This window comes from Arthrobacter alpinus, assembly GCF_001294625.1.
In the GTDB taxonomy this organism is placed as follows: domain Bacteria; phylum Actinomycetota; class Actinomycetes; order Actinomycetales; family Micrococcaceae; genus Specibacter; species Specibacter alpinus_A.
In genome coordinates this window covers 808152-829704 of the sequence record NZ_CP012677.1, presented here as the reverse complement: position 1 = coordinate 829704, position 21553 = coordinate 808152, and the positions used below count along the sequence as shown (strand labels likewise).

Below are 21553 nucleotides of genomic sequence, written 5' to 3'. Positions count from 1 at the left end.
AGTCCATGGGGGGTTCCCACCGTGACGTAACGGCATTGGTGCCCGGATTGTTTTTCCGGCCCGCAAGAACAATCGTGCTCGCCTAAATCGTTCCACTGGGGCGCAAGATACGCATAACATAAACACTCAAGCACACGCGGAAATCATCAGCGGCGGCTTGCACGTCAGCACCCTAAATTCTCGCCAGCTAGGAACCATGTTTTGACCCCCACCATTCACCCCGGCGACAGCTTGTCCCGGCGACAAAAGCTCATTTACATCCTGGTACTTGGTCTGCTGACCGCCTTGGGCCCATTCACCATTGACTTGTACCTCCCGGCGTTCCCAATCATTGGCAAGGAACTCGGTGTCAGCGCCACCGCCGTGCAGCTGACACTGACCGCGACCACGATCGGCTTTGCCGCCGGCCAGCTGATCGTGGGCCCATTCAGCGACAAATTTGGTCGGCGCGTGCCGCTGATCGTAGCCACCGCCGTGCACGTGCTGGCCTCCGTTGGCGCCGCCATGTCCACGGACATCACCATGCTGGGCGTCTTCCGTGTCCTGCAGGGCATTGGCGCAGCCGGCGGCGGCGTGGTGGCCATGGCCATGGTCCGGGACCTTTTTGGCGGCTACCAGTTGGTGAGGATGCTCTCTCGCATGGCTCTGGTCAACGGCATGGCACCCATTCTGGCCCCGGTCATCGGCTCCCAGCTGCTGGGCGTCATGGACTGGCCCGGGATCTTCTGGTTCCTGGCCGGGTATGGGACCTTGGTGGTGGTTGCCGCTTTTGTCTTCATTATTGAAACGCTGCCGCCGGAAAAGCGGAAGTCCGACGGCGTGAGCGTCACGGACCGCTACAAGGCGGTGTTCAGTGACAGGATTTTTGTTGGCACGCTCTTTGTGGGAGGGCTGAACTTCGCCGCCTTGTTCACCTACCTGTCGGCGTCGACGTTCTTGTTCCAGGAAACTTACGGCTTTACGGCGCAACAGTATGGGTTCTTGTTCGCCGTGAACTCCGTGGGCGTGGTGGCAGGCGTGCAGACCGCGGCGCGGATCATGCGCCATACCGGACCGCAGTGGGTGATCGCATGGGCGACGGTGGGGCAGGTGGCCGCGGCTGCGGCCATGGTGGTGTGCGACCAGCTGGGGCTTGGCCTGTGGGGTGCAATCGTGCCGCTGTGGTTTTTCATCTGCGCCACAGGGTTCATGTTCCCCTCCGTCCAGGTCATGGGACTGGCTCGCAACGGCAAACAGGCAGGCACAGCGGCTTCGCTCCTGGGCGCTGCAACCTTTGGGTTCGCCGGTTTGATTACCCCGGTGGTGGGCCTAGTGGGCGTTTCGACGGCCACGCCCATGGCCGCCGTCATGGGGACGTGCAGCCTGTTGGCTATGGCGGCCCTGTGGTTCATTGTGCGCCCGCGCCTGGTGCCTAAGATCTAGGCACCGATTCTATGGATTCGGGGAAAACAAATCCCCCACACTCATAAAGAGTGCGGGGGATTTATTTGCAAGCTCCTCTGACTGGACTTGAACCAGTAACCCTTCGATTAACAGTCGAATGCTCTGCCAATTGAGCTACAGAGGAATGAAGCAGACAATAGATTAGCAGGGCATTTTCAGAAAAACAAAACGCCCAACATCCTTTGTATTTGTTCGTGCGCGGGCACCGCACGGAAATTGGCTTTCCGTCAAAGCGATGGCCCGTTCCTGAGACAGGAACGGGCCATCGAGTGTTGGCTCCTCTGACTGGACTTGAACCAGTAACCCTTCGATTAACAGTCGAATGCTCTGCCAATTGAGCTACAGAGGATCGCGCAGAAACAACAATAACAAAGGCTGGCCTGGTTGCGAAATCGAAGGCGCCGCCGAGCCCAGATTCAGTCCCCCCGCAACGCCCTACGGGCAGTTTCCAGCTCCATCAGCTCACGCTGAAGCATCTGATAGCCCTCTGGATCCACTGCCGGGTCCATGCGTTGCAAGGCCCCGAGGCGTTCCTGCTTCAACCGCGTGATTTGCATCTCAAAGAGCCTGCGCAGGATGTCGCGGCAGTACCTGTTCAGCGTTTCCTCCTTGGTGGCCGGCAGCGGGCTCAGCGCCAACTCCGACACTAGCGAGGACAGGACGGGCGGAACGTTCTCCCGCACAGCCTCCAGCCATTGCGAGGATGCAGCCAACGACTCCCCCGCCGCCGCAATGCCATGCTGGAGCGCCTTGTAGGCAGGGATCATGAATTCAGTGGCATGGAAGTGTTGCCAATTGCCTGTGGAGAGCAAGCCGGGGTGTTGGAGCACCACTTCCAGGGCTTCACGTTCCATGCGCCCCTGCGGATCCCTCGGGTCGGGCCGGGAAAACTCCGGTTCAGCTGGCAGTGGCGTAGTTCCGACGCCGTTGCCTGCACCCGGCCCGCGGTCACCGCGCGCCGGGGCGCTCGGAGAGCTCCCCGGATGCTGTGTGGCAGGGCTGTGGGAAGGCTGAGCGTGGGCCCGCTTCTCGGCGCCCTTGACCGCGCGCAGCACCTCGTTGGGGTCGGCGATACCCAGCCAGCCTGCCAGTGCCTGGCTGTAGCCCATCCGGGTGGAGCCGTCGCGGATGGCGGCCACCACTGGAGCTGAGGCCCGCAGCCCGCTCACCCGCCCTTCCACGGTACTCAGGTCGAACTTGGCCAGTGTGGAGCGGATGGCGAATTCAAACAGGGGCCGTCGGGAGCGGATCAAGGAGTGCACGGCCTCGTCACCGCCGCGTTGGCGCAGCTCGCAGGGGTCAGCTCCGGAGGGCTCCACGGCCACAAAGGTCTGCGCCACGAAGCGCTGGTCCTCATCGAACGCCTTCAGGGCCGCCTTTTGCCCGGCGGCGTCGCCGTCGAAGGTGAAGACCACCTCTCCCCCACTGCCGTCGTCGGACAGCAGCCGGCGGGCCACCTTGATGTGCTCGGCACCGAAGGCGGTGCCGCAGGTTGCCACGGCCGTATCCACGCCAGCCAGGTGGCAGGCCATGACGTCGGTGTAGCCCTCCACCACCACCAGCTGCCGCTTAGAGGCGATGTTGCGCTTGGCCAGGTCGATCCCGTACAGGACCTGGGACTTCTTGTAGAGCTGGGTTTCGGGGGTGTTCAGGTACTTCGGGCCCTGGTCGTCCTCGAAGAGCTTGCGGGCGCCAAAGCCCACGGTATCCCCGGCGATGTCCCGGATGGGCCACATGAGCCTGCCGCGGAACCTGTCGTAGATCCTGTTCTGGCTGGCACCGGAGGAACTTTCCGAGAACATGCCGGTGAGCTTGAGCTCCTCGTGGGTGAAGCCCTTCGCGCTCAGGTGCTTGAGTAGCGAATCCCAGCCCTGAGGGGAAAACCCGACCCCAAAGTGGTCGGCGGCGCTGCGTTCAAAACCGCGCTCAGCCAGGAACTGCCGTGCCGTGGTAGCGGCCGGGGTCAGAAGCTGTTCGCGGAAGAATTCACCAGCGATCTTGTGGGCATCCAGGAGCCGTTGCCGCCGCCCCACGTCTTCGCGGCGCGGGCCCGTCCCGCCGTCCTCGTAGTGGAGTTCGAAGCCGATGCGGGACGCAAGTTTTTCCACCGCCTCAGAGAAGGGAATGTGGTCCATCTTCTGGATGAAGGAGATGACATCGCCACTCTCCTGGCAACCAAAACAGTGGAAATAGCCCATCTGGGGGCGCACATGGAAGGAGGGGCTGCGCTCGTCGTGGAACGGGCACAGGCCCTTGAAGGAGCCGATTCCTGCGGATTTTAAGGTGACGTAGGCGTCGACGATTTCTTTGAGGTCGGTGCGCGTTCGCACCTCGTCTATGTCTTCTCGTTTAATTAGCCCAGCCACACCGCCAGTTTACGTGAACGCAACGTGGCGGCACTACCTAAAGCAGTGTGCGTTCGGTCCCCACGAGTCGTTCGTGCAGCGCCAACGCCGAAACATCCGTCAGCGACGCTATCTGGTCGATGACCACCCGTGTCCGGGCGCCGTCGTCGTTCGCTTCACGCCAGTCAGCGGCAAACATGGTCTCCAGGTGCGCGTCACCGGTGGCACTGAGCACCGCCACGAGCTCGCCGAGCACGTCCTGCTGGCGCTGGTAGATGGGCTGGCGGTGATCGGTGGTCATGACGAAGGTGGTCGCCAGCCCCTTCATGACGGCGATTTCCACAGCCGTTTCCTGGGGAACGACGACGTCCGCCGCGTACCGGGTGAGGCGTTCGGGCCCGTAGATGGCACGGGTGGCACCGACAGCGCTTTGGCAAAAACGCCCGATCAGCTGGCTGGTCATGTCCTTCAGCGCCGCCATCGAGGCCCGGCTGCCGTCCGCGTGGCGGACCCACACGTTGGTTGCTTCCAGCCGTTGCAGGGCCGCGTCGATCTCAGCGGTGTCCATGGCGGGCAGGTACCACTGCTGCGTGTAGCCCAGTACGCGGTTGCGCTGGTCCGGATTCGCCAGCCACTTCAGCTGCACATGGCCGGCCACAATGGCGTCCTCCACGTCGTGGACCGAATAGGAGATGTCGTCGGCTAAGTCCATAACCTGCGCCTCGATGCAGCTTTTCCCCGTGGGAGCGTTGCGTCGTAGCCACTCAAAGACCGGAAGGTCATCGACATAGGCTCCGAATTTGCTGGTGCGGCGCCCGTCGATCAAGGGGGCGTCGGCGGCCAGCCACGGATATTTGGCGGAGGCGTCAAGGGAGGCGCGGGTCAAGTTCAGGCCGGCCGAGCCGCCGTCGGCCGTCAACACCTTCGACTCCAGCCGGGTCAGCAGGCGCAGCGTCTGGGCGTTGCCCTCAAAACCGCCGATGTCGTGGGAGAGATCGTTCAGGACCGATTCTCCGTTGTGACCGAAGGGCGGGTGGCCCAGGTCGTGGGCCAGGCATGCCGTGTCCACCACGTCCGGGTCGCAGCCCAGGGTCCGCCCCAGCTCGCGGCCGATCTGGGCCACCTCCAGGCTGTGAGTGAGCCGGGTCCGGACAAAGTCATCGGTGTCCGGGGCCACCACCTGGGTCTTGGCACCGAGCCGGCGCAGGGCTGAGGAATGCAAAACCCGCGCCCGGTCCCGCTCGAAGACGGTACGGAAACTTGATTTGGGGGCTTCTTGCACCCAACGCTGCTCATCGTGCGGGGCGTATGCTGGCTCTAAATCTGAGGACATGCCCCTAAGTTTAGGGCCAACGGGGTGCCTCACCCGCCGGAGACGTCCAGTTCAGCGCCGGCGAGCTGAACTTTTTGTGAGCCGCTGAGTGTGCGCTCGTTCAGCCAGCCTTCCGGCAGGGCGGTGCGTTTGGGTGTTCCTGCCCGGCCGCGGGGCCCTTCGGCGTCCTGGCCCGGGTAAGGGGAGTCCATGTCGAGCTGATCCAACAGGCCGCGCAGGACCTCCAGGGTGGGCACGGCCGCCAACTGGGCGCGCAACTCCCCGCCCACCACATATCCCTTGAAGTACCAGGCCATGTGCTTGCGGATGTCACGCAGGGCCTTGTTTTCGTCGTCGAAGGTGTCCACGAGCAACTCGGCGTGGCGGTACACGGCTGCGGAGACCTCGGCCAGACCGGGCCTGTGCCGGTCATCGCTGCCCTCAAAGGCTGCCATCAGGTCACCGAAAAGCCATGGGCGTCCCTGGCAGCCGCGGCCCACCACCACGCCGTCGACGCCGGTTTGACGCACCATGGCGACGGCGTCTTCGGCGCTCCAGATGTCGCCGTTGCCCAGCACCGGGATGTCAGGCAGGGCCTCGCGGAGCCTCGCGATGGCGTCCCAGTCGGCCTTGCCGGAGTAGAACTGGCTGGCTGTGCGCCCGTGCAGCGCTACGGCGGCAACACCGGCGTCGCGGGCGATCCGCCCGGCCTCCAGATACGTCAGGTGGTCATCGTCAATGCCCTTGCGCATCTTGATGGTCAGCGGAATACCGCCCTGGGCGGCCTCCTTGACTGCCGTGTTCACAATGGCGGTGAACAAATCGATCTTCCACGGCAGTGCCGCTCCCCCGCCACGGCGGGTCACTTTCGCCACGGGGCAGCCGAAGTTCAAATCGATATGGTCCGCGTGGTCTTCCTCGACCAGCATGCGCACAGCCCTGCCCACGGTTTGAGGGTCAACCCCGTACAACTGCACGGAGCGGATCTTCTCATCCTCGTCGTGGCTGATCAGCCGCATGGACTCCGGCGTGCGTTCAACCAGGGCACGGGAGGTGACCATTTCGGAGACGAAGACGCCGCCGCCGTGCTCGCGGCAGAGCCGGCGGAAAGCGGTGTTGGTGATTCCGGCCATGGGGGCAAGCACCACGGGGGTTTCCACGGTGATGTTGCCAAGTTTCAGGGGCGGGAGGTCCAGCTTGGTGTCGCTGGTGGGGATATCGGTGACAGTCACCTCTCAATTCTCTCAAATCCGTCCAAATTAAGCCCCTGCCCGCCAACGAGGGATGCGTCACGGGCGTTTTCCGGCATCCCCGCTGTCGATTGTGCAGCTAACAGGGGTTAGAACCCTGTGAACCCGCGTCATCTGCGCAGTGAACAAGCTCACTTGCCTGCTGGTCAACCGCACGCTAAAGATATTGCTAAACTGACTAGTCAGTATAAAGAAGTGATTTTGCCGGAACCCTGCCTTGGCAACCCCGCCAGCACCGTCCCGCGTCATGAAAGGAACCTTGGTGCATATCAACGCCGACAGCCTTGAGCTGTCCGCCAGCCGCGGGCCCGTCTACGGCCCGCTTACCTTTGAAATCGGCGACGGCCTGAGCGTCTTGCGCGGCGATGTCGGAAGCGGTCGCACAAGCCTCCTCCTGACGTTGGCCGGGAGGATGAGGCCCGGTGCCGGAGAGCTCACCGTTGGGGAGTACCGCCTTCCGCACCATCTCAGGGCGGTGCAGAAGCTATCCTCTGTGTGCGGCTTTGCCGGCATCGACGACCTCGAAGATTCCGTCACCGTGGGAGCCGCCCTGAGGGAACGCCGGGCCTGGCTTTCCCCGTGGTTCTCGCTGGTCCGCAAGCTCAACGACGTGGACGTGGCCCAGGTCTGCAGGCCCGTCTTTGGCTCCGAGCCCATCCCCCACGCTGGCACCATCATCTGGGACCTGTCCGACACCCAAAAGTTCTTGCTGCGGATCACTCTTGCCCTGATGAGTGGGCCGGAGATTTTGTTCGTCGACGACCTGGAACAGGTCCGCAGCCGCGAATCCCGCGCCGTACTGTGGGGGCGCCTGGCGCACATCGCCAGCGAAAGCACCGCCGTCGTGGTCTCCGCTACCTCCCTTGACGCCGATCTTTGGGATGCCCTGGAAAGCCACCCGGAGATCGTAGACATGACACACACCGCAGCACAGCCTGAATTGATCGAGGAGTCCCGCTAAATGTTTGCCTTCCTATCCTCCGGCACCGAACTGAGCCGTTTCAAACGCGGCACGATGCCCAAGATCGCCGTCGCCGTCATGCTGTTCATCCCCCTGATCTACGGCGCCCTGTATCTCTGGGCCTTCCAAGCCCCCGACAAGCACATGAATGATCTCCCCGTGGCCTTGGTCAACGAGGACACCGGCGCCATGAACGGCACCGAATCAGTCCATGCCGGCACCGACCTGGCCAACGAGCTGATGGGAGGCATGGAGCTCAAATGGGACCAGGTTGACGCCGCCGATGCGGCACAAGGCGTAGCCGACGGCAAGTACTACTTTGCTTTGAGCATCCCGGCGGATTTCTCCACCAACGCCGTCTCGGTAGGCACCGACAAGCCCGCACAAACCATGCTAGATGTGCAGTACAACGACTCCAACAACTTCCTCTCCACCGTGCTCGGTAAGCAGGCCATGTCCCAGGTGCGCGACGCCGTCGCCACGCAGTTGGGCGAACAAACCTCGCACACCTTGCTTGTGGGCTTGCACGACGCCGGCACTGGGCTGCGAGCTGCGGCCGACGGTTCCGCTGAAATCACCGGCGGACTCGACACTGCCAAGGACGGCGCAGGGACGCTTGTTGTTGGCATGAACTCGCTGGCTGACGGGTCCGTGACCTTGCAAGCCGGTGCCGGCCAGCTGGCCACCGGGGCCATGGCCTTGTCTCAGGGCGTCAACACGCTGGCAGGTGGAACGGCATCCCTGAACAACGGCGCCATCTCACTGTCCGCCGGAGCCAACTCCCTGGCCAGCGGTGTGGGGACCCTTTCCAACGGTGCAGGCCAACTGGCGACAGCGAGCAAGACCCTCGCCGACGGGTCCTCCTCCTTGGCGACGAAGTTGAAGGACTCGCTCCCTGAGGCCCAAACATTGGGCACAGGAGCCACCTCGGTATCGGAGAACGCAGCGGTCCTGTCGGCGAGCGCAGCCAAGGTCTCCGGGTCGGTGACAACGCTGGCCACCAACGCTGACGGGGTCTCCGCCGGGGCCGCTACTGCCGCCGAAAATCTTAGTGAACTGATCACCAAGGCCCAGAACGGTGAAACCATCACCATTGAGCAGCTCCAGGGACTCCAAGGCCAGCTGGGTCCAGTTGCCGGCGGCTCGGCGGCCCTGGCCGCCGGGGTTCACCAGCTCTCCACTGACGGCACCACCGCGCTCGCTTCTGGTGCCGACTCGCTCGCGAAGGGCGCCGCAGCGGTATCCGGCGGTGTGGGCAAACTGACCACTGGTGTTGGCGACGCCGCCACTGGTGCCCAAACCCTGGCGGACGGCGCCGGCAAGCTCCATGACGCGGCCGGCAAGCTGGCCGCCGGAGCCGCGAGCGCGGCCACCGGTTCTGATGACGTTGCGGCAGGGGCAGCCGGTATTTCCGGCGGTGCAGCACAGCTCGCCGCCGGCGCGTCCTCAGCCAATGACGGCGCCTCCTCCCTCGCCGCCGGCGCAGGATCGCTGCGTGTTGGCAGCGACGATCTGGTGGCCGGGGCCGGGAAGCTTGTAGAGGGCGGCTCAGCCCTCTCGGAAGGGGCCGGGAAGCTGGCCGCAGGCTCCACCACCTTGACCCAGAAGCTCAGCGACGGCGGTGCGGCAGTGCCGAACGATCCGTCCTCCCTACTGGATGAGAAGGCGCAAGTGCTGGCCAACCCCGTGGGCGTCAACGCCAGCTGGGATAACAAGTCCTCCAGCTTTGGTGTGGGCTTTGCCCCGTTCTTCATCGCCCTGGCCGCCTTTGTTGGCGCCCTCATCTCCTGGTTGCTGCTGCGTGCCCTGCCCACCCGGGCACTGGCCGCCGGCGCTTCGGGGATTCGGGCCGTGCTGACCGGGTTGCTGCCCGCCCTGGCCATTGGGTTGGGCCAGGTGTTGATCATGGTGGCCGTGCTGCTCTGGGGGCTCAAGCTTGACCCTGTGTACCCGCTGGCCATGGCAGCGTTCATCTACCTGACAACGGTGACATTCCTTGCACTCCAGCAGATGTTCATCATCGTCTTGGGCACCGCGGCAGGCAGGGTTGTCAGCCTGGTCCTGCTCATGCTCATGCTCAGCTCCTCAGGGGGCACCTACCCGGTGGAAACCACCCCCGGCTTCTTCCAGGCCCTGCACCCGTTTATGCCGGCCACCTATGTGGTGAACGGACTTCGGGAGTTGATGACAGGTGGAATAGACTCCCGTATGTGGATCTCGGTCGCCTTCCTGGTCGTCGTCACTGTTGGCTCGGTGGCTATTAGTTCGTGGAGCGCCGGACGCCAGCGCGTCTTCACCATCAAGCGCCTGCACCCGGAACTGGAAATGTAATCCGCCGCTTTCTTCACCCGCTAACCCCTCTCTGACAAAGGAATCCCATGCCGCGCATCTCAGCGACCAAGCAGGCAATCTTGAGCGCCGCACTGGAGCTGGGTGCCCTGCATGGGATTTCCGGCACCACCATGGATGAGGTGGCAGAACGGGCGGGAGTCGCCAAGGGCAGCGTGTATTACAACTTTGCCTCCAAAGACCAGCTGTTTGGTGAACTTCTCACCACCGGGGTAGGCACACTCTCGGACACGTTGCGGGAGGCACGGCTGGCGACAGACGGGTTTGGTCGGATAGAAGGCATGGTCAACGCCATGCTGACCCTGATCGCCGACAACCGAGCGCTGGCGAAGCTGATGGCTGCGGAGATCTTCCGCACCGACAGGGTCTGGCAGGAGTCCATGTTCACTCTGCGCCGTGAGGCCCTGTCCGAATTTGCGGCAGCCCTGGGCCCGCTGGTGCCGCCCGGGACGTCCACCGACGCCCGGCTGCTCATGGCCAGCAGCGTTTTCGGCGCAACCTTGATGGGTGGGCTCGAATGGTTGCTGTTCAGCCCCGACAAGCCCGCCGCCGACGTGGCCGACGCCGTCCTGTTCACCTTCTCCGGCAAACTCGCCGCACCCGCCTAAGACGCTCTCGCAGCAATGCTGCGAGAGCGTCGGGCGGGGTTAGAGGCCCAGGACGGCTGTGGCAATCAGGAAGTAGACGATCAGGCCAGCGGCGTCGACAAACGTTGAAATGAACGGGTTGGAGAACACCGCCGGATCGGCCCTGACGGCCTTACCCAACAGTGGCATGAGCCCGCCGATGCTGGCCGCCATGGTGCAGACACTCAGCAGTGTCAGGCCAATGACCAGCCCGATCGGCACGGTGAAGGCAAATGAGGCGATGCCGAATCCGAGGGTGCCAAGCAGTAGGCCGAGGAAGGCCCCCACACGCACTTCACGGGCAAAGACCTTCAGGAAGTCGCGCGGACGCACATCCCCCAGCGCCAGGGCGCGGGTGATGGTGGTGGCCGCCTGGTTACCGGTATTGCCGCCGGTGCCGATCAGCAACGGGATAAACAAGGAAAGCACCACCTGCTGTTCCAGTGTCGCCTCGAAGGCCCCGATGACCTGGACGGTGAGCGTGGCCCCCAGGGCCAGCACCAGAAGCCACACCACCCGGGAACGCACAATGTTACCCACGGGGGTGGCCAGGTAGGGCCGACGCAGCGGTTCGGTGCCGCCGGAACGGGCGGCGTCCTCCGTTTCGGCATCCTCAAGGATCTGCAGGGCGTCATCAACGGTCAAGATGCCGACCAGGCGCTCCTCAGCGTCCACGATGGGCAGCACCAGAACCTTGGCGTCGGCACAGTAGCGTGCCGCTTCCTCCACATCCTGGGTTGCGGGGAAGCTCAACGGCCGCTTCATAACGTCGGCAACCAGTGCGTCGTCATCCGCCCGCAGCACGTCGCGCAAGGACACCACCCCCACCAGGTGGCGCCCGGCGTCCGTGACGGGAATGGTGTAAACACTTTCGGCATCGTCTAGGTGCGCCTGCACCCTGGCAAAGGTTTCCCGCACAGAAAGGTGCGGGTGGGTGGTGACAAATTCGGGGCTCATGTAGCGGCCCACAGCGCCCTGCGGGTAGCCGAGCACCGTGCTGGTGAGTGCCCGCTCCTTCTCGTCAAGACCGGAAATCAGGCGGTGGGCTACCAAGGCAGGCAGTTCATCCAGGAGGGCCACACGGTCGTCGGGGCCCAGCTGCGCAAAGACCTCGGCGACGTCGGCCTCCTGCAGTCCCGAGACCAGATCGGCTTGAAGTGCAGCGTCCAGACGTTCAAAAACCTCAATGGCCCGGCCCTTGGGCAGGGTGCGGTAGGCCACCGCCCGATCGATGGTGCTCAGCCGTTCCAGTTGTTCAAGAATCTCAGAGACGTTCAACGGCAGCATGGACCGGGACACTGCCGCCAGGTCGTGGGCGCCCAAGGCCCTGGCCAGGAGCTCGGCACTGTCCTCAAAAGTCTGAACGGGGTATTTGATCATGGTCCGGTTCCCTCCGGTGGGAGCACACGCCTGCATGCCGCGGTGCGGACCGGGCTGCGGCTGCGGTGCGGGCAAGGAATGTGTGCAGTAAATGGGTGTGGGGAGTGGTGCTCTCAACCGCTACCGCGCGAACCCGCTGCCGGGAAACACCCACTGGCCCGGACCGCTGTCCGGGCTTTCCACCCACGGGTTGTGGACCAGATGCTACCTGGAGGCAGTCCATGGGTCACCACATGGGCGGGGAATTACTTAGGTGGTTGTGTTCCGATGGCGCAGGCGAGGCTCGCGCGGTGCGGTAGATCGACTATGTCCGTCTTCCATGCGTGCGGTCACCTCCATCGTTCTACGGCCCCAACGGGCAAATCCACGGCCCCGAATGTGATCTGTTCTTGGGATCTGTTGACAAATCGGGCGTCCTCCCCATCTTAGGCCACCGGTGGGAGGAACCGTGAATCATGGCTTCCTCCCATACGTTCCTTAAATCTGTTGCCGATAACATTTGTCCTGGCTTGCCATTGTATTTGTTGCCCACGGCACCTAAGAATGGACTATGACGGTCAACTTGAGATCCTTGGAAACTGCTGTTCCGCCCACCATCTTGGTGCAGCCCCAGGCCAGAGACGTGTTTGCCTCCCAACCCGGGCTGACCCGGCTGGGCCAGCGCTTGGTGCGCACGTGCTTTGACTCCGCTGCCATCGATACCCGGCACACCGCCGTCGCCGAGATGAGTGTTGACTTCCACAGTGAGGACCCGGTGTTCTTCGACGTCGGAACCGGGCTACTGCTCTCCCCCAGCACCAAGGTGCGCAATGACTTATTCACGGTGGAGTCCACCAAGCTGTTCATCGAAGCGGCCACCAAGGCGGTGTCCGCCTGTGAGGGCATCACCGCCGCGGACGTCACCCACGTCATCACCGTCTCCTGCACAGGATTCTTCAACCCCGGCCCCGACTACAAGGTCGTCCGGGCGCTGGGCTTGAACCCCTCCGTGCAGCGCTACCACTTGGGCTTCATGGGCTGCTACGCGGCCTTCCCGGCCCTGCGTGCCGCGAAGGCCTTCTGCGACGCCGACCCTCATGCCGTGGTGCTGGTGGTCAGTGCGGAGCTGTGCTCGCTGCATGTGCGGACCTCCAACAACCCCGACACCATCATGGGCTCCTCCCTGTTCGCCGACGGCGCGGCAGCCGCTGTGGTCACCGCCCGCGAGCTGCCCGCCACCGGCCCCGTCATAGTTCTGGATGAATTTGAGACGGTGCTGACTCCGGTGGGTGAGGATTCCATGGCGTGGAACATTGGCGATGAGGGCTTTGAAATGGTGCTGGATAGCTACGTCCCGCGCATCATCGACGAGCACATTGTGGCGGCACTTGAGCCTCTGCTGGCGCACAACCCCGTTGTGGCCACCGCCCCGTACCGGGACATCCACCACTGGGCCATCCATCCCGGCGGGCGCTCCATCCTGGACAAGGTGGAGGCCAAACTGGAGCTGACAGAAGAACAGTTGCGCCCGGCCCGGGAGACCCTTCGCAACTACGGGAACATGAGCAGCGCCACCGTGATGTTCGTGCTCAAACACATCCTGGACCTGCCTGCTACGGAGGCCAGGGAGAACATCTGTGCCATGGCGTTTGGGCCGGGTCTGACCGTGGAGACGGGGCTTTTCACGAAGGTTTCGCCCCTGCCGTTGCTGCCTGCGGAAGTGGATGGCGGGGCAGACGCGGTGTCAGAGCTAGATGTTTTCGGGGTGGATCCGAGCGAGTTTGAAAGCGCTATCCGTGCCTGATCCGGCGAGGTTCCTGCGGCAGCGGGACCCCGATGCCGTGGAGGAAATGGACTCACCGGATTGTGATCCGGAAAAACTGCACCGCACCTATGCGCAGTTTCCGCTCATCAACGCCGTGGTGTCAGGCTGGCGCGGATGCTACCGGCACCGGATCCGTCCGCTGCTGCACGCCTCGAGCGAAACCACCCTGCTGGACATCGGCTGTGGCGGCGGCGACGTGGCGCGCAGCCTGGCCAAGTGGGCGGCCCGGGACGCTTTGAAGCTGCAGATCACGGCTATCGATCCCGATGAGCGGGCGTTCGCTTTCGCGACTGCCCAGCCCCCGGTTCCCGGGTTGAGCTACAGGAAGGCGTTCAGCGCCGAGCTCGTGGCGGAGGGTGCGGCCTTCGACGTCGTCATCTCCAACCACATCCTGCACCACCTCGCCCCTTCCGATCTGGCGGGCCTGCTCGCCGACTCCGAACAGCTGGCTTCCACTTTGGCCATGCACAGCGACATAGCCCGCAGCCCGGTGGCCTACGCGCTATTCAGCGCCGGGACCCTGCCGTTTTTCCCCGGCTCCTTCATCCGCAGCGACGGCCTGACGTCTATCAGGCGCAGCTACACGACCGCCGAACTGCGCTCAACCATTGCCCCGGGATGGACGGTTAGCCCGGAGCGGCCCTACCGGAACTTGCTGCTGTTCACACCGACTCCGGGTGAGCGCCATGCTTGATGTGCTCATTGTGGGCGCCGGGCCGGTGGGGCTGCACCTTGGCGCGTTGCTGCTCCAACAAGGGCTCACGGTGCGCATCCTTGAACAGCGCACCGAGGCCGGCACTCATTCCCGGGCCATCGGCATCCATCCCCCGGGTCTGGCAGCTCTGGCCGACGCCGGGATCGCTGCGGCGTTGATCCGCGAGGGCGTGCACATCACTGTCGGTGTGGCACGCAGCGCCGGGAGTGAGGTGACAGGGCTTCGCTTCGAAGGCATCGGTGGCGGATACCCGTTCATCCTGGCCCTCCCGCAGGCCCGCACCGAGGCGCTGCTTGCGGCTAGGGTGGCCGAACTCGACCCGGGCGCCGTGCTGCGCGGGCTTAGTGTCACGGCCCTGCACGACGACGGTGCACAGGTCACCCTCAGGGCCTCCGCTGACGCCGGGGACGGGTTGAGCGGGACCGGGCCTGACCATGCATCTGGCCGTCATGCCGAGACGTTCACCGCCCGGCTGGTGGTTGGCGCTGACGGGGCGCGTTCGGCCGTCCGCCGGGAACTGGGGATTGCCACGCGTGGGCGCAACTACCCAGACACGTATTTGATGGGGGACTTTCCAGACACCGGCTCCGACGGGGCCACGGCGGTACTGTACTTGGAAACCGGCGGCATTGTGGAGTCGTTCCCGCTGCCGGGCGTGATGCGGCGCTGGGTGGTCCACACGGAGCAGCTCCTTGGTGGCGCATCGGCTGCTGACTTGGCCGGGCTCATCATGGAACGCACGGGAACGTCCGTGCCCGCGGAAGGAAACACGATGCTCAGCGCCTTTGGCGTCCGGACACGGCTGGCGACACACATGGTTCAGGGACGGGCGGCCTTGATTGGCGACGCCGCCCACGAGATCAGTCCCATCGGCGGCCAGGGCATGAACCTGGGGTGGTTGGACGCCGCCGCGCTGGCCCCGATCATCACCAGCGCCTTGCGCGGAGAACCCACTGGGTTGCGGCTGGGGGCCTTTGCACAGTCACGGATGGCGGCGGCCAGCCGGGCCTCTGCTCAGGCGTGGCTGAACATGGCGCTGGGACGTCCCGCGCCGGCGTCGTTCCTTGACAGGCGGCACCAGCTGGTCCGTGCCGTGTTTGCGCAGCAGTGGAGCCGGGACGTGGTGGCCCGGCGCTTCAGCATGCAATGACTTTGGTGTCGACAGGCTCCGCCACGGGGCGGGCGCCAGCTGCTCCCCGGCCGGTGGACTTCACGACGGCGACCGCGACCGCTGTCGTGACCGGTATGGCCAGGACCAGCCCGATGGAGCCGACCAGTATCCGCACCACCTCCTCCGCCAGCTCGACACCGGTCAGGGCCTGGATCAGGGGCTGGTCATACAGGGAGACCATCAGCAGCACCGGCAAGGCACTGCCTGCGTAGGCGAAAGCAATGGTGTAAACGGTGGAAGCGATGTGGTCACGCCCAATGCGCATGGCCGCGGTGAACAACTCCCGGGCGCTGGTGTGCGGGGCCAGCTCATACAGCTCCCACACCGCCGAGGACTGTGTGATGGTGACATCGTTGAGCACGCCCAGCCCGGAAATCACCAGCCCGCACAGGATCATCCCTGACAGCGACATGCCCTGGGTCAGGTTCAACAACTGGTAGGAGTTGTGCCCGGAGGTGCCGGTCAAGGCCGCCGCATCCACAGCCCAAAAGGCGACTCCGGCAGTGACCCCCAATCCGAACAAGGTTCCCAGCAAAGCAGTGGACGTCCGGGCCGAGAACCCATGGGCGAAATACAGTACCCCGAACATGATGGCAGAGGACCCCACCAGGGCCACTAGCAGCGGTGATTTCCCCTCAGCCAGTGCGGGCAAGATGAACCAGGACAGCACCGCGAACGCCCCGCCCAGCCCCACGATCGCCCGCAGCCCGCGCCACCTGGCCACGGCGATGACCACCACGGCGTAGAGCAGCGCCAGCAGACCCATCGGCAGGGTGCGGACAAAATCCATGAAGACGTATTGCGGGCCCTCTTGCTGAACACCTGTCACGGCAACAAGCCCCGACAGGTTCAGGTAGCTGATCTTGTCCCCGACCCGCACACCACGGGCTTGGACAACATCGGGGCTGACCACCACGGGCACATCGGCCAGGCCGGCTACCGCCGTGTGGGCGATGAAACAACTAGCCCCCGGGCCGCCGGCACTGCCGGGACAGTCCTCCGTGGCCGTTCGTTGCACCGTCCCCGTATCGATGCTGGCGCCCGGCGCCGCTGAGTAAGGATTCCCTGCCAATGGGGCACCATCACCGCCTCCGGGCCACAACATCATCATCGCCACCACCGTGAGCAGTCCCAGCGGCACCAAGATCCAGCTCAACAACACCACGGCCCGGCGCCGCACCGCCTTGCGGCGGCGCAGTTCCGGGCGGGTCAACGTGGAGTCGTCACCATCATGCGAATGTGAGTGGCCCATGGGCGGTAATCGGTCCTTGTTGTTATGTGGTTGCGCCTGTCCAAATCACCGGAGGCGACGAAGCCGGTGTTTCCGTAGGCGACGTCAGGGAGGCCGTAGACCGCCCGCGGCCGATGGCCGGAAAGTCGCCGAGGGAATACTGGCTCCGGCGCCGGAGTCTCGACAGGCTCCGGCGCCGGGTGCTACTCCCCGAGCACCAGTGTTTCGGTGCCGCGGACCCGGGCTGCGCCGGCCTCGATCAGGGGATTGACGACGGCGGCCAGGGCCTCCATGGAATCGTCCAGTTCCAGCAGTACGGGGTACTGGTGGGTGATCAGGGCCAGGAGGTCGTACACGGCTCGAACGGCGTCTTTAGGGGAGAGTTTGGGCTCCACACCAAGGAACACCTCCGAGGCGGACGGCGCCGCTCCGTCCTCGGGGAACAGGTGGCCTTGGGAGTAGCTGACGGCAAACGCCTCGATGCGACCCTTTTTACTGGGCTGCACGGTGGCGCCGAAGGCACTTGACGGTTCGGCCCGTAGCACCAGGGCGCCGTGGGCTCCGGTGAGGTCGTCCAGGAACATCCGCTGGACGGCTCCCGGTGACAGCGGCCCGGTGGGGTCCCACGCGTTCACCGACTCGTAGTACCTGCCCACAACATCGGTGAGTTCCACCGAGCCGGTGGCCAGGTCCGCGACACGTGCCGTGGCCTCCGCCTCTGTGCCTTCGCCAAACGCCGGAAGCTTCAGGACCCCGGGGGCCACCTCAACAACACGGTTGCGCTGCAAAACGCCCAGGCCCATGGCTGCACCAAACGCCGCGCCCGAGGTGCCCGGGGCAACCTTGGTGCGCAACGCCGTCGTACTGATCAAGCCGGCGGCCAGCGCTCCCTCGGCTTCGCGACGGAGCATGGTCAGCAAGGTGGCACCCACGCCAGCCTGGCGGTGGTCCTTGGCAACCTCCACGAACGCCCACAAACGCTGCGGGTGCAAGGCGGTGGAGTACACCACCCCGGCCGCGACCGGGATGCCCTGGTCCTCGGCGACGATGGTGCGCCGCCACGGGCCGCTGTCGGATTCCGGTGCCAGCGCTGCACGGAACTGCCCGGATGCGCTGGAATCGGCGTCGCCCCAGATCTCCAGGAGCGTCAGATCGTCGCCGTCCTGCCACGGCCGGTACGAAAGTTCAGCCATTCCTAGGCACCCAGAAGGCGGGTTGCCAGGTACGCCTGGACCTGGTCCAGGGGCACGCGTTCCTGGCTCATGGTGTCGCGTTCGCGAATGGTCACGGCATTATCATCGAGGGTGTCGAAGTCGACCGTGATGCAGAATGGGGTGCCGATCTCGTCCTGGCGGCGGTAGCGTCGGCCGATGGCGCCGGCGTCGTCGAACTCGATGTTCCAGTGCTTGCGCAACTGGTTGGCGAGTTCCTTGGCCTTCGGGGACAGCTCCTCGTTGCGGCTCAGCGGCAGTACGGCAGCCTTGACGGGGGCCAGGCGCGGGTCCAACTTCAGCACGGTGCGCTTGTCTACCCCACCCTTGGCGTTGGGGGCCTCATCCTCGGTGAACGCATCTACCAAGAACGCCATCATGGAACGCGTCAGGCCGAAGGAGGGCTCGATCACGTAAGGGGTGAAGCGCTCGCCCGAGGCCTGGTTGAAGTAGCTAAGATCCGTGCCGGAGCCCTTGGTGTGCGAGTTCAGATCATAGTCGGTGCGGTTGGCGACGCCCATGAGCTCACCCCACTCTGAGCCCTGGAAGCCGAACTTGTATTCAAAGTCGATGGTGCCGGCGGAGTAGTGGGCTCGCTCGTCCTCAGGGACGTCAAAGCGGCGCATGTTCCCCGGGTTGATGCCCAGGTCAAGGAACCAGTCCCAGCACAGCTCCACCCATTCCTTGAACCATTTATCGGCGTCTTCGCCGGGCACGAAGAACTCGATTTCCATCTGCTCGAACTCTCGGGTGCGGAAGATGAAGTTGCCCGGTGTGATCTCGTTGCGGAACGCCTTGCCGATCTGGCCGATGCCGAACGGGGGCTTCTTGCGGGAGGTGGTGAGCACGTTGTTGAAGTTCACGAAGATGCCCTGGGCGGTTTCCGGGCGAAGGAAGGCCAGGCCAGCTTCGTTGTCGACCGGGCCCAGGAAAGTCTTGATCAGCCCGGAGAACATCTGCGGTTCGGTCCATTGGCCCTTGGTGCCGCAATCGGGGCAGACAATCTCGTCCATGCCGTCAACAGGCTGGCGCTTCTTCTTCGCCACGAACGACTCGACCAGGTGGTCCTGGCGGTGGCGCTTGTGGCACTGGGTGCACTCGATGAGCGGGTCGGTGAACGTGGCCACGTGTCCGGAAGCTTCCCACACGGCCTTGGGCAAGATGATGGAGGAATCTAGGCCGACCATGTCCTCGCGGCCGCGCACAAATGACTGCCACCATTCGCGCTTGATGTTTTCCTTCAGCTCAACACCGAGGGGGCCGTAATCCCAGGCCGACCGCGTACCGCCGTAAATCTCACCGGCCTGAAAAACAAAGCCGCGACGTTTCGCGAGCGAAATGACCTGGTCTAGCTTGGACTGAGGCGCCACTATTAACTCCTATTAATTACGAGGCCGCTGGGTGCGGTCCGTTCCGGACTCAACCCTACCGTTTCGGCGCTGTCCGGCGGGAATTGAACCAGCATGCGCCGGACCCGCGCCGAATTTTGCGCATGCTAAAACTTTTGTTTCCTTATGCGTTGGATCTGGCGTAGGTTCAGCGCATCTTGTCCAGAGGCGCCCGACTCCCACCCAGTCCAACGCATAGGGAAAGTGTGGCCGCTCAGGCGAGCAGGATGCAGGCGGGGCTGCCAAAGTCCAGCGTCTGCACCGCTTCCGCTCCGGGCAGGCCGTCCGCGTCCACATCAAAGACCGTGACAGTGTCCGAAAGCTGGTTGGCGACGTAGATCTTGCCGTGTCCCACGGCAAAGTGGCGCGGCCAATTCCCGCCGGTGGGCACCTCGGTACGAAATACCGGCACCGGGTCCGTATCGAGATTTGTCACCTCCAACGCCACCAGCGTGTTGGGCCCACGGACGGTGGCGTACAGCGTGGTGGCATCTGCGGAGAGCTGGATATGGGAGGGGTAAAACTGCTCTGCGCTCTCAATCGCCTCCGCGGTTGCTGCCAGGGGTGTTCGGCAGCGCCATTGCCAGCGGTGGCCGTCACCTTCAACAGTGCGGCGCAACACGTGCAAGAACCCGTCCAGCTCCCCCGCCACCAGCAGGTGCTCACCCCGGATGGCTACGTGGCGAGGACCAGTCCCCGGCGGCAGCACGGCGGAGCCTTGGCGTTGGTAGCTGCCATCCACCAGGGAATATTCATCCACCCTGTCGGCGCCCAGATCAGCCACTAACACCGTGCCCCACGGCGTCGCCGTGACTTGGTGGGCGTGGGAGGAATCCTGCCGCCGGCTGACGGGACCACTGCCCGGGTTGGACAGCAGCACAGAAGGGGTCGGCGTCGCACTCCCCCAACCGGCCACGGGGATGACGGCGGCGGTGCCCGAGGAATAGTTGGCGGCAACGACGCTCTCACCCACCACCATGAGGTGGCAGGGATCGGCGCCGCCGGACCAGGCCCGGCCCAAAAACCCCAGTGTTTCCGGGTCCAGGGCTGCCACGGAACCGTTGGCACCCTCCTCGACGGCGAACAGTTTGCCCGCCCCGACGGCCAAAAATGACGGGTTCGACACCCCGGAGCTCTGCGCCAGCAGCGGGCCGATCGTGGCGTCGGCGGCCAGGGCATAGCGGCGGATTCCCGGGCCCGTACCCGAGCCTTCCTCCGTGTAGGAGCTGACAAGGAGTTCGGGTGTGGCTGGCACGGGTGGTTCTCCGATCGGAGGGGCTATTGCCTCCACGCTACCGCCCCGGAGCGCCGCACGCCCTTCCATGCTGCACAATTAACATATGAGTTCACACGAGATCATTGACATCCCCATCCGCGACGACATGATCCGACTGGGCCAGCTACTCAAACTTGCCAGCCTGGTGGAGGACGGCGTGGAAGCGGCTGACCTCATCAAGAACGGCATGGTGAAGGTCAACGGCGAGATTGACGAGCGCCGCGGCAGCCAGTTGCACGACGGCGACACCGTCACCGTCAACGGCGAAACCGTCCGGATCAAAGCCAGAAAGTAACGCCTCAAGCACTGCAAAAGTGCGGCTGCGGGCACCCCAGCCGGGGTGCCCGCCGCCGTGCATAAATACCGTTACTTGAGCACCTTGTACTGCAGGAACTCGCTGACATGCGCCATTTCCTGGGCGTTGATGCCATGGAAAATCCCGGCATACAGGACCTTGGTCAGCTGCACGTGGGCACGCATCCAGGTGTTGGTGAACTCCACCGAGGCGGCTGGAATGACAGGGTCGGCTTGATCCCGGCCCCAGAACACCTCCGGCTTCGCGGCGGCCACGGCGGCGTCGTCAAAGTAGTCGTTGCCCTGGGCCTCCACCACAAAACCTGAAAGTCCGACGACGGCGGCGTAGTCCGCGGGCCGGTGGCGCAGCAGCGTTGTGGCCATGCACATGCCCTGCGAGAAGCCCAGTAAGGTGACCGATGTGTGGGCGGTGCGGACGCCGTCGAACCAGGCCTGAACGTGGCCGGCAGCTTCGGTGACGGAGTCAAGGGAGTAGGAGAGGTCCGTGCGCAGCGGGAACCAGGCATACCCGGGGCCGGCCTTTCCGGGAGCACGGATAGAGGCCACTGTGAAGTCGGCGGGAAGCTGGGCTGCCAGACCGAAAAGATCGGCCTCATCGGCGCCGTAGCCGTGGAACATGACCAGCAGGGGGGTGCCGGGGCGCTCGTTTTCGGGGCGGGACCAAAGGACTGTAGGGGTTTCACTCATGCCCCATCTTTTCATGGGCTGGGGCGGACACAGAATCATCGCCAGCCCATCACCGGCGAAGCCGTGGTGGCACAACCACCACTCTGGAG

General features: G+C 64.3%; 17 protein-coding genes and 2 tRNA genes. 8 read left to right on the top strand and 11 right to left on the bottom strand.

Annotated elements, in window-relative coordinates; genetic code table 11:
* The first annotated feature begins 201 nt into the window (after positions 1-201).
* The gene (locus tag AOC05_RS03510; protein WP_062005731.1) at positions 202-1422 is read left to right on the top strand and encodes a multidrug effflux MFS transporter; all 1221 of its coding nucleotides are present in this window, start codon (positions 202-204) and stop codon (positions 1420-1422) included.
* A 72-nt stretch (positions 1423-1494) separates the two neighbouring features.
* Here AOC05_RS03510 and AOC05_RS03505 read toward each other — a convergent pair.
* The 5 genes from AOC05_RS03505 to dusB form a co-directional block, all read right to left on the bottom strand.
* Positions 1495-1567: transfer RNA gene (locus AOC05_RS03505), tRNA-Asn, on the bottom strand.
* A gap of 149 nt (positions 1568-1716) precedes the next feature.
* Positions 1717-1792: transfer RNA gene (locus tag AOC05_RS03500), tRNA-Asn, on the bottom strand.
* A gap of 67 nt (positions 1793-1859) precedes the next feature.
* A complete protein-coding gene (dnaG, locus tag AOC05_RS03495) occupies positions 1860-3809 on the bottom strand; it encodes a DNA primase (protein WP_062005729.1) in 1950 nt (649 codons plus the stop codon).
* A gap of 37 nt (positions 3810-3846) precedes the next feature.
* Positions 3847-5121, bottom strand: coding sequence for a deoxyguanosinetriphosphate triphosphohydrolase (locus AOC05_RS03490; RefSeq protein WP_062005728.1), 1275 nt, complete (start codon positions 5119-5121; stop codon positions 3847-3849).
* Positions 5122-5150: 29 nt separating this feature from the next.
* A complete protein-coding gene (gene dusB / locus AOC05_RS03485; protein ID WP_062005725.1) occupies positions 5151-6332 on the bottom strand; it encodes a tRNA dihydrouridine synthase DusB in 1182 nt (393 codons plus the stop codon).
* Between the two features lie 280 nt (positions 6333-6612).
* On the opposite strand from dusB, the gene AOC05_RS03480 reads away from it, so the two are divergent.
* The 3 genes from AOC05_RS03480 to AOC05_RS03470 are packed head-to-tail and all read left to right on the top strand — an operon-like array spanning position 6613 to position 10268.
* Entirely contained in the window at positions 6613-7311 is a 699-nt protein-coding gene (locus tag AOC05_RS03480) for an ATP-binding cassette domain-containing protein (protein ID WP_062005723.1), read from the top strand.
* Complete coding sequence (locus AOC05_RS03475; protein ID WP_062005721.1) at positions 7312-9642, top strand: YhgE/Pip domain-containing protein; 2331 nt, start codon at positions 7312-7314, stop codon at positions 9640-9642.
* Positions 9643-9689: 47 nt separating this feature from the next.
* Positions 9690-10268 (top strand): TetR/AcrR family transcriptional regulator, encoded by a 579-nt coding sequence (locus AOC05_RS03470; protein WP_062005719.1) that lies wholly within the window; start codon positions 9690-9692, stop codon positions 10266-10268.
* Between the two features lie 39 nt (positions 10269-10307).
* Here AOC05_RS03470 and mgtE read toward each other — a convergent pair whose 3' ends face one another.
* Positions 10308-11666: a magnesium transporter gene (gene mgtE, locus AOC05_RS03465; protein ID WP_062005717.1), complete on the bottom strand. Its 1359-nt coding sequence runs from the start codon at positions 11664-11666 to the stop codon at positions 10308-10310.
* Positions 11667-12216: 550 nt separating this feature from the next.
* Here mgtE and AOC05_RS03460 point away from each other — a divergent pair.
* Genes AOC05_RS03460 through AOC05_RS03450 form a run of 3 tightly spaced genes read left to right on the top strand, consistent with a single transcriptional unit; the run spans position 12217 to position 15335 of the window.
* On the top strand, positions 12217-13449 hold the full coding sequence (locus AOC05_RS03460; RefSeq protein WP_082357733.1) for a type III polyketide synthase: 1233 nt from the start codon (positions 12217-12219) through the stop codon (positions 13447-13449).
* Positions 13442-14164, top strand: coding sequence for a class I SAM-dependent methyltransferase (locus AOC05_RS03455; RefSeq protein ID WP_335337607.1), 723 nt, complete (start codon positions 13442-13444; stop codon positions 14162-14164). Before AOC05_RS03460 ends, AOC05_RS03455 begins: the two co-directional genes overlap by 8 nt.
* Positions 14157-15335, top strand: coding sequence for an FAD-dependent oxidoreductase (locus AOC05_RS03450; protein ID WP_062009285.1), 1179 nt, complete (start codon positions 14157-14159; stop codon positions 15333-15335). The genes AOC05_RS03455 and AOC05_RS03450 overlap by 8 nt, the downstream gene beginning before the upstream one ends.
* On the opposite strand, the gene AOC05_RS03445 is transcribed toward AOC05_RS03450, so the two are convergent.
* The 4 genes from AOC05_RS03445 to AOC05_RS03430 all read right to left on the bottom strand — a co-directional run bounded on the left by AOC05_RS03445 (position 15322) and on the right by AOC05_RS03430 (position 20441).
* Entirely contained in the window at positions 15322-16608 is a 1287-nt protein-coding gene (locus AOC05_RS03445; protein ID WP_062005715.1) for a YibE/F family protein, read from the bottom strand. The two genes, AOC05_RS03450 and AOC05_RS03445, sit on opposite strands and share 14 nt — an antisense overlap.
* 182 nt (positions 16609-16790) lie before the next feature.
* Positions 16791-17780, bottom strand: a complete 990-nt coding sequence (locus AOC05_RS03440) for a GNAT family N-acetyltransferase (RefSeq protein WP_062005713.1) — start codon at positions 17778-17780, stop codon at positions 16791-16793.
* A gap of 2 nt (positions 17781-17782) precedes the next feature.
* The gene (locus AOC05_RS03435) at positions 17783-19168 is read right to left on the bottom strand and encodes a glycine--tRNA ligase (RefSeq protein ID WP_062005711.1); all 1386 of its coding nucleotides are present in this window, start codon (positions 19166-19168) and stop codon (positions 17783-17785) included.
* A gap of 232 nt (positions 19169-19400) precedes the next feature.
* Entirely contained in the window at positions 19401-20441 is a 1041-nt protein-coding gene (locus AOC05_RS03430) for a lactonase family protein (RefSeq protein WP_062005709.1), read from the bottom strand.
* 85 nt (positions 20442-20526) lie between these two features.
* On the opposite strand from AOC05_RS03430, the gene AOC05_RS03425 reads away from it, so the two are divergent.
* Positions 20527-20757: an RNA-binding S4 domain-containing protein gene (locus tag AOC05_RS03425; RefSeq protein ID WP_062005707.1), complete on the top strand. Its 231-nt coding sequence runs from the start codon at positions 20527-20529 to the stop codon at positions 20755-20757.
* 71 nt (positions 20758-20828) lie between these two features.
* Here AOC05_RS03425 and AOC05_RS03420 read toward each other — a convergent pair whose 3' ends face one another.
* On the bottom strand, positions 20829-21464 hold the full coding sequence (locus AOC05_RS03420; RefSeq protein WP_157374886.1) for an alpha/beta hydrolase: 636 nt from the start codon (positions 21462-21464) through the stop codon (positions 20829-20831).
* Between the last annotated feature and the right edge of the window lie 89 nt (positions 21465-21553).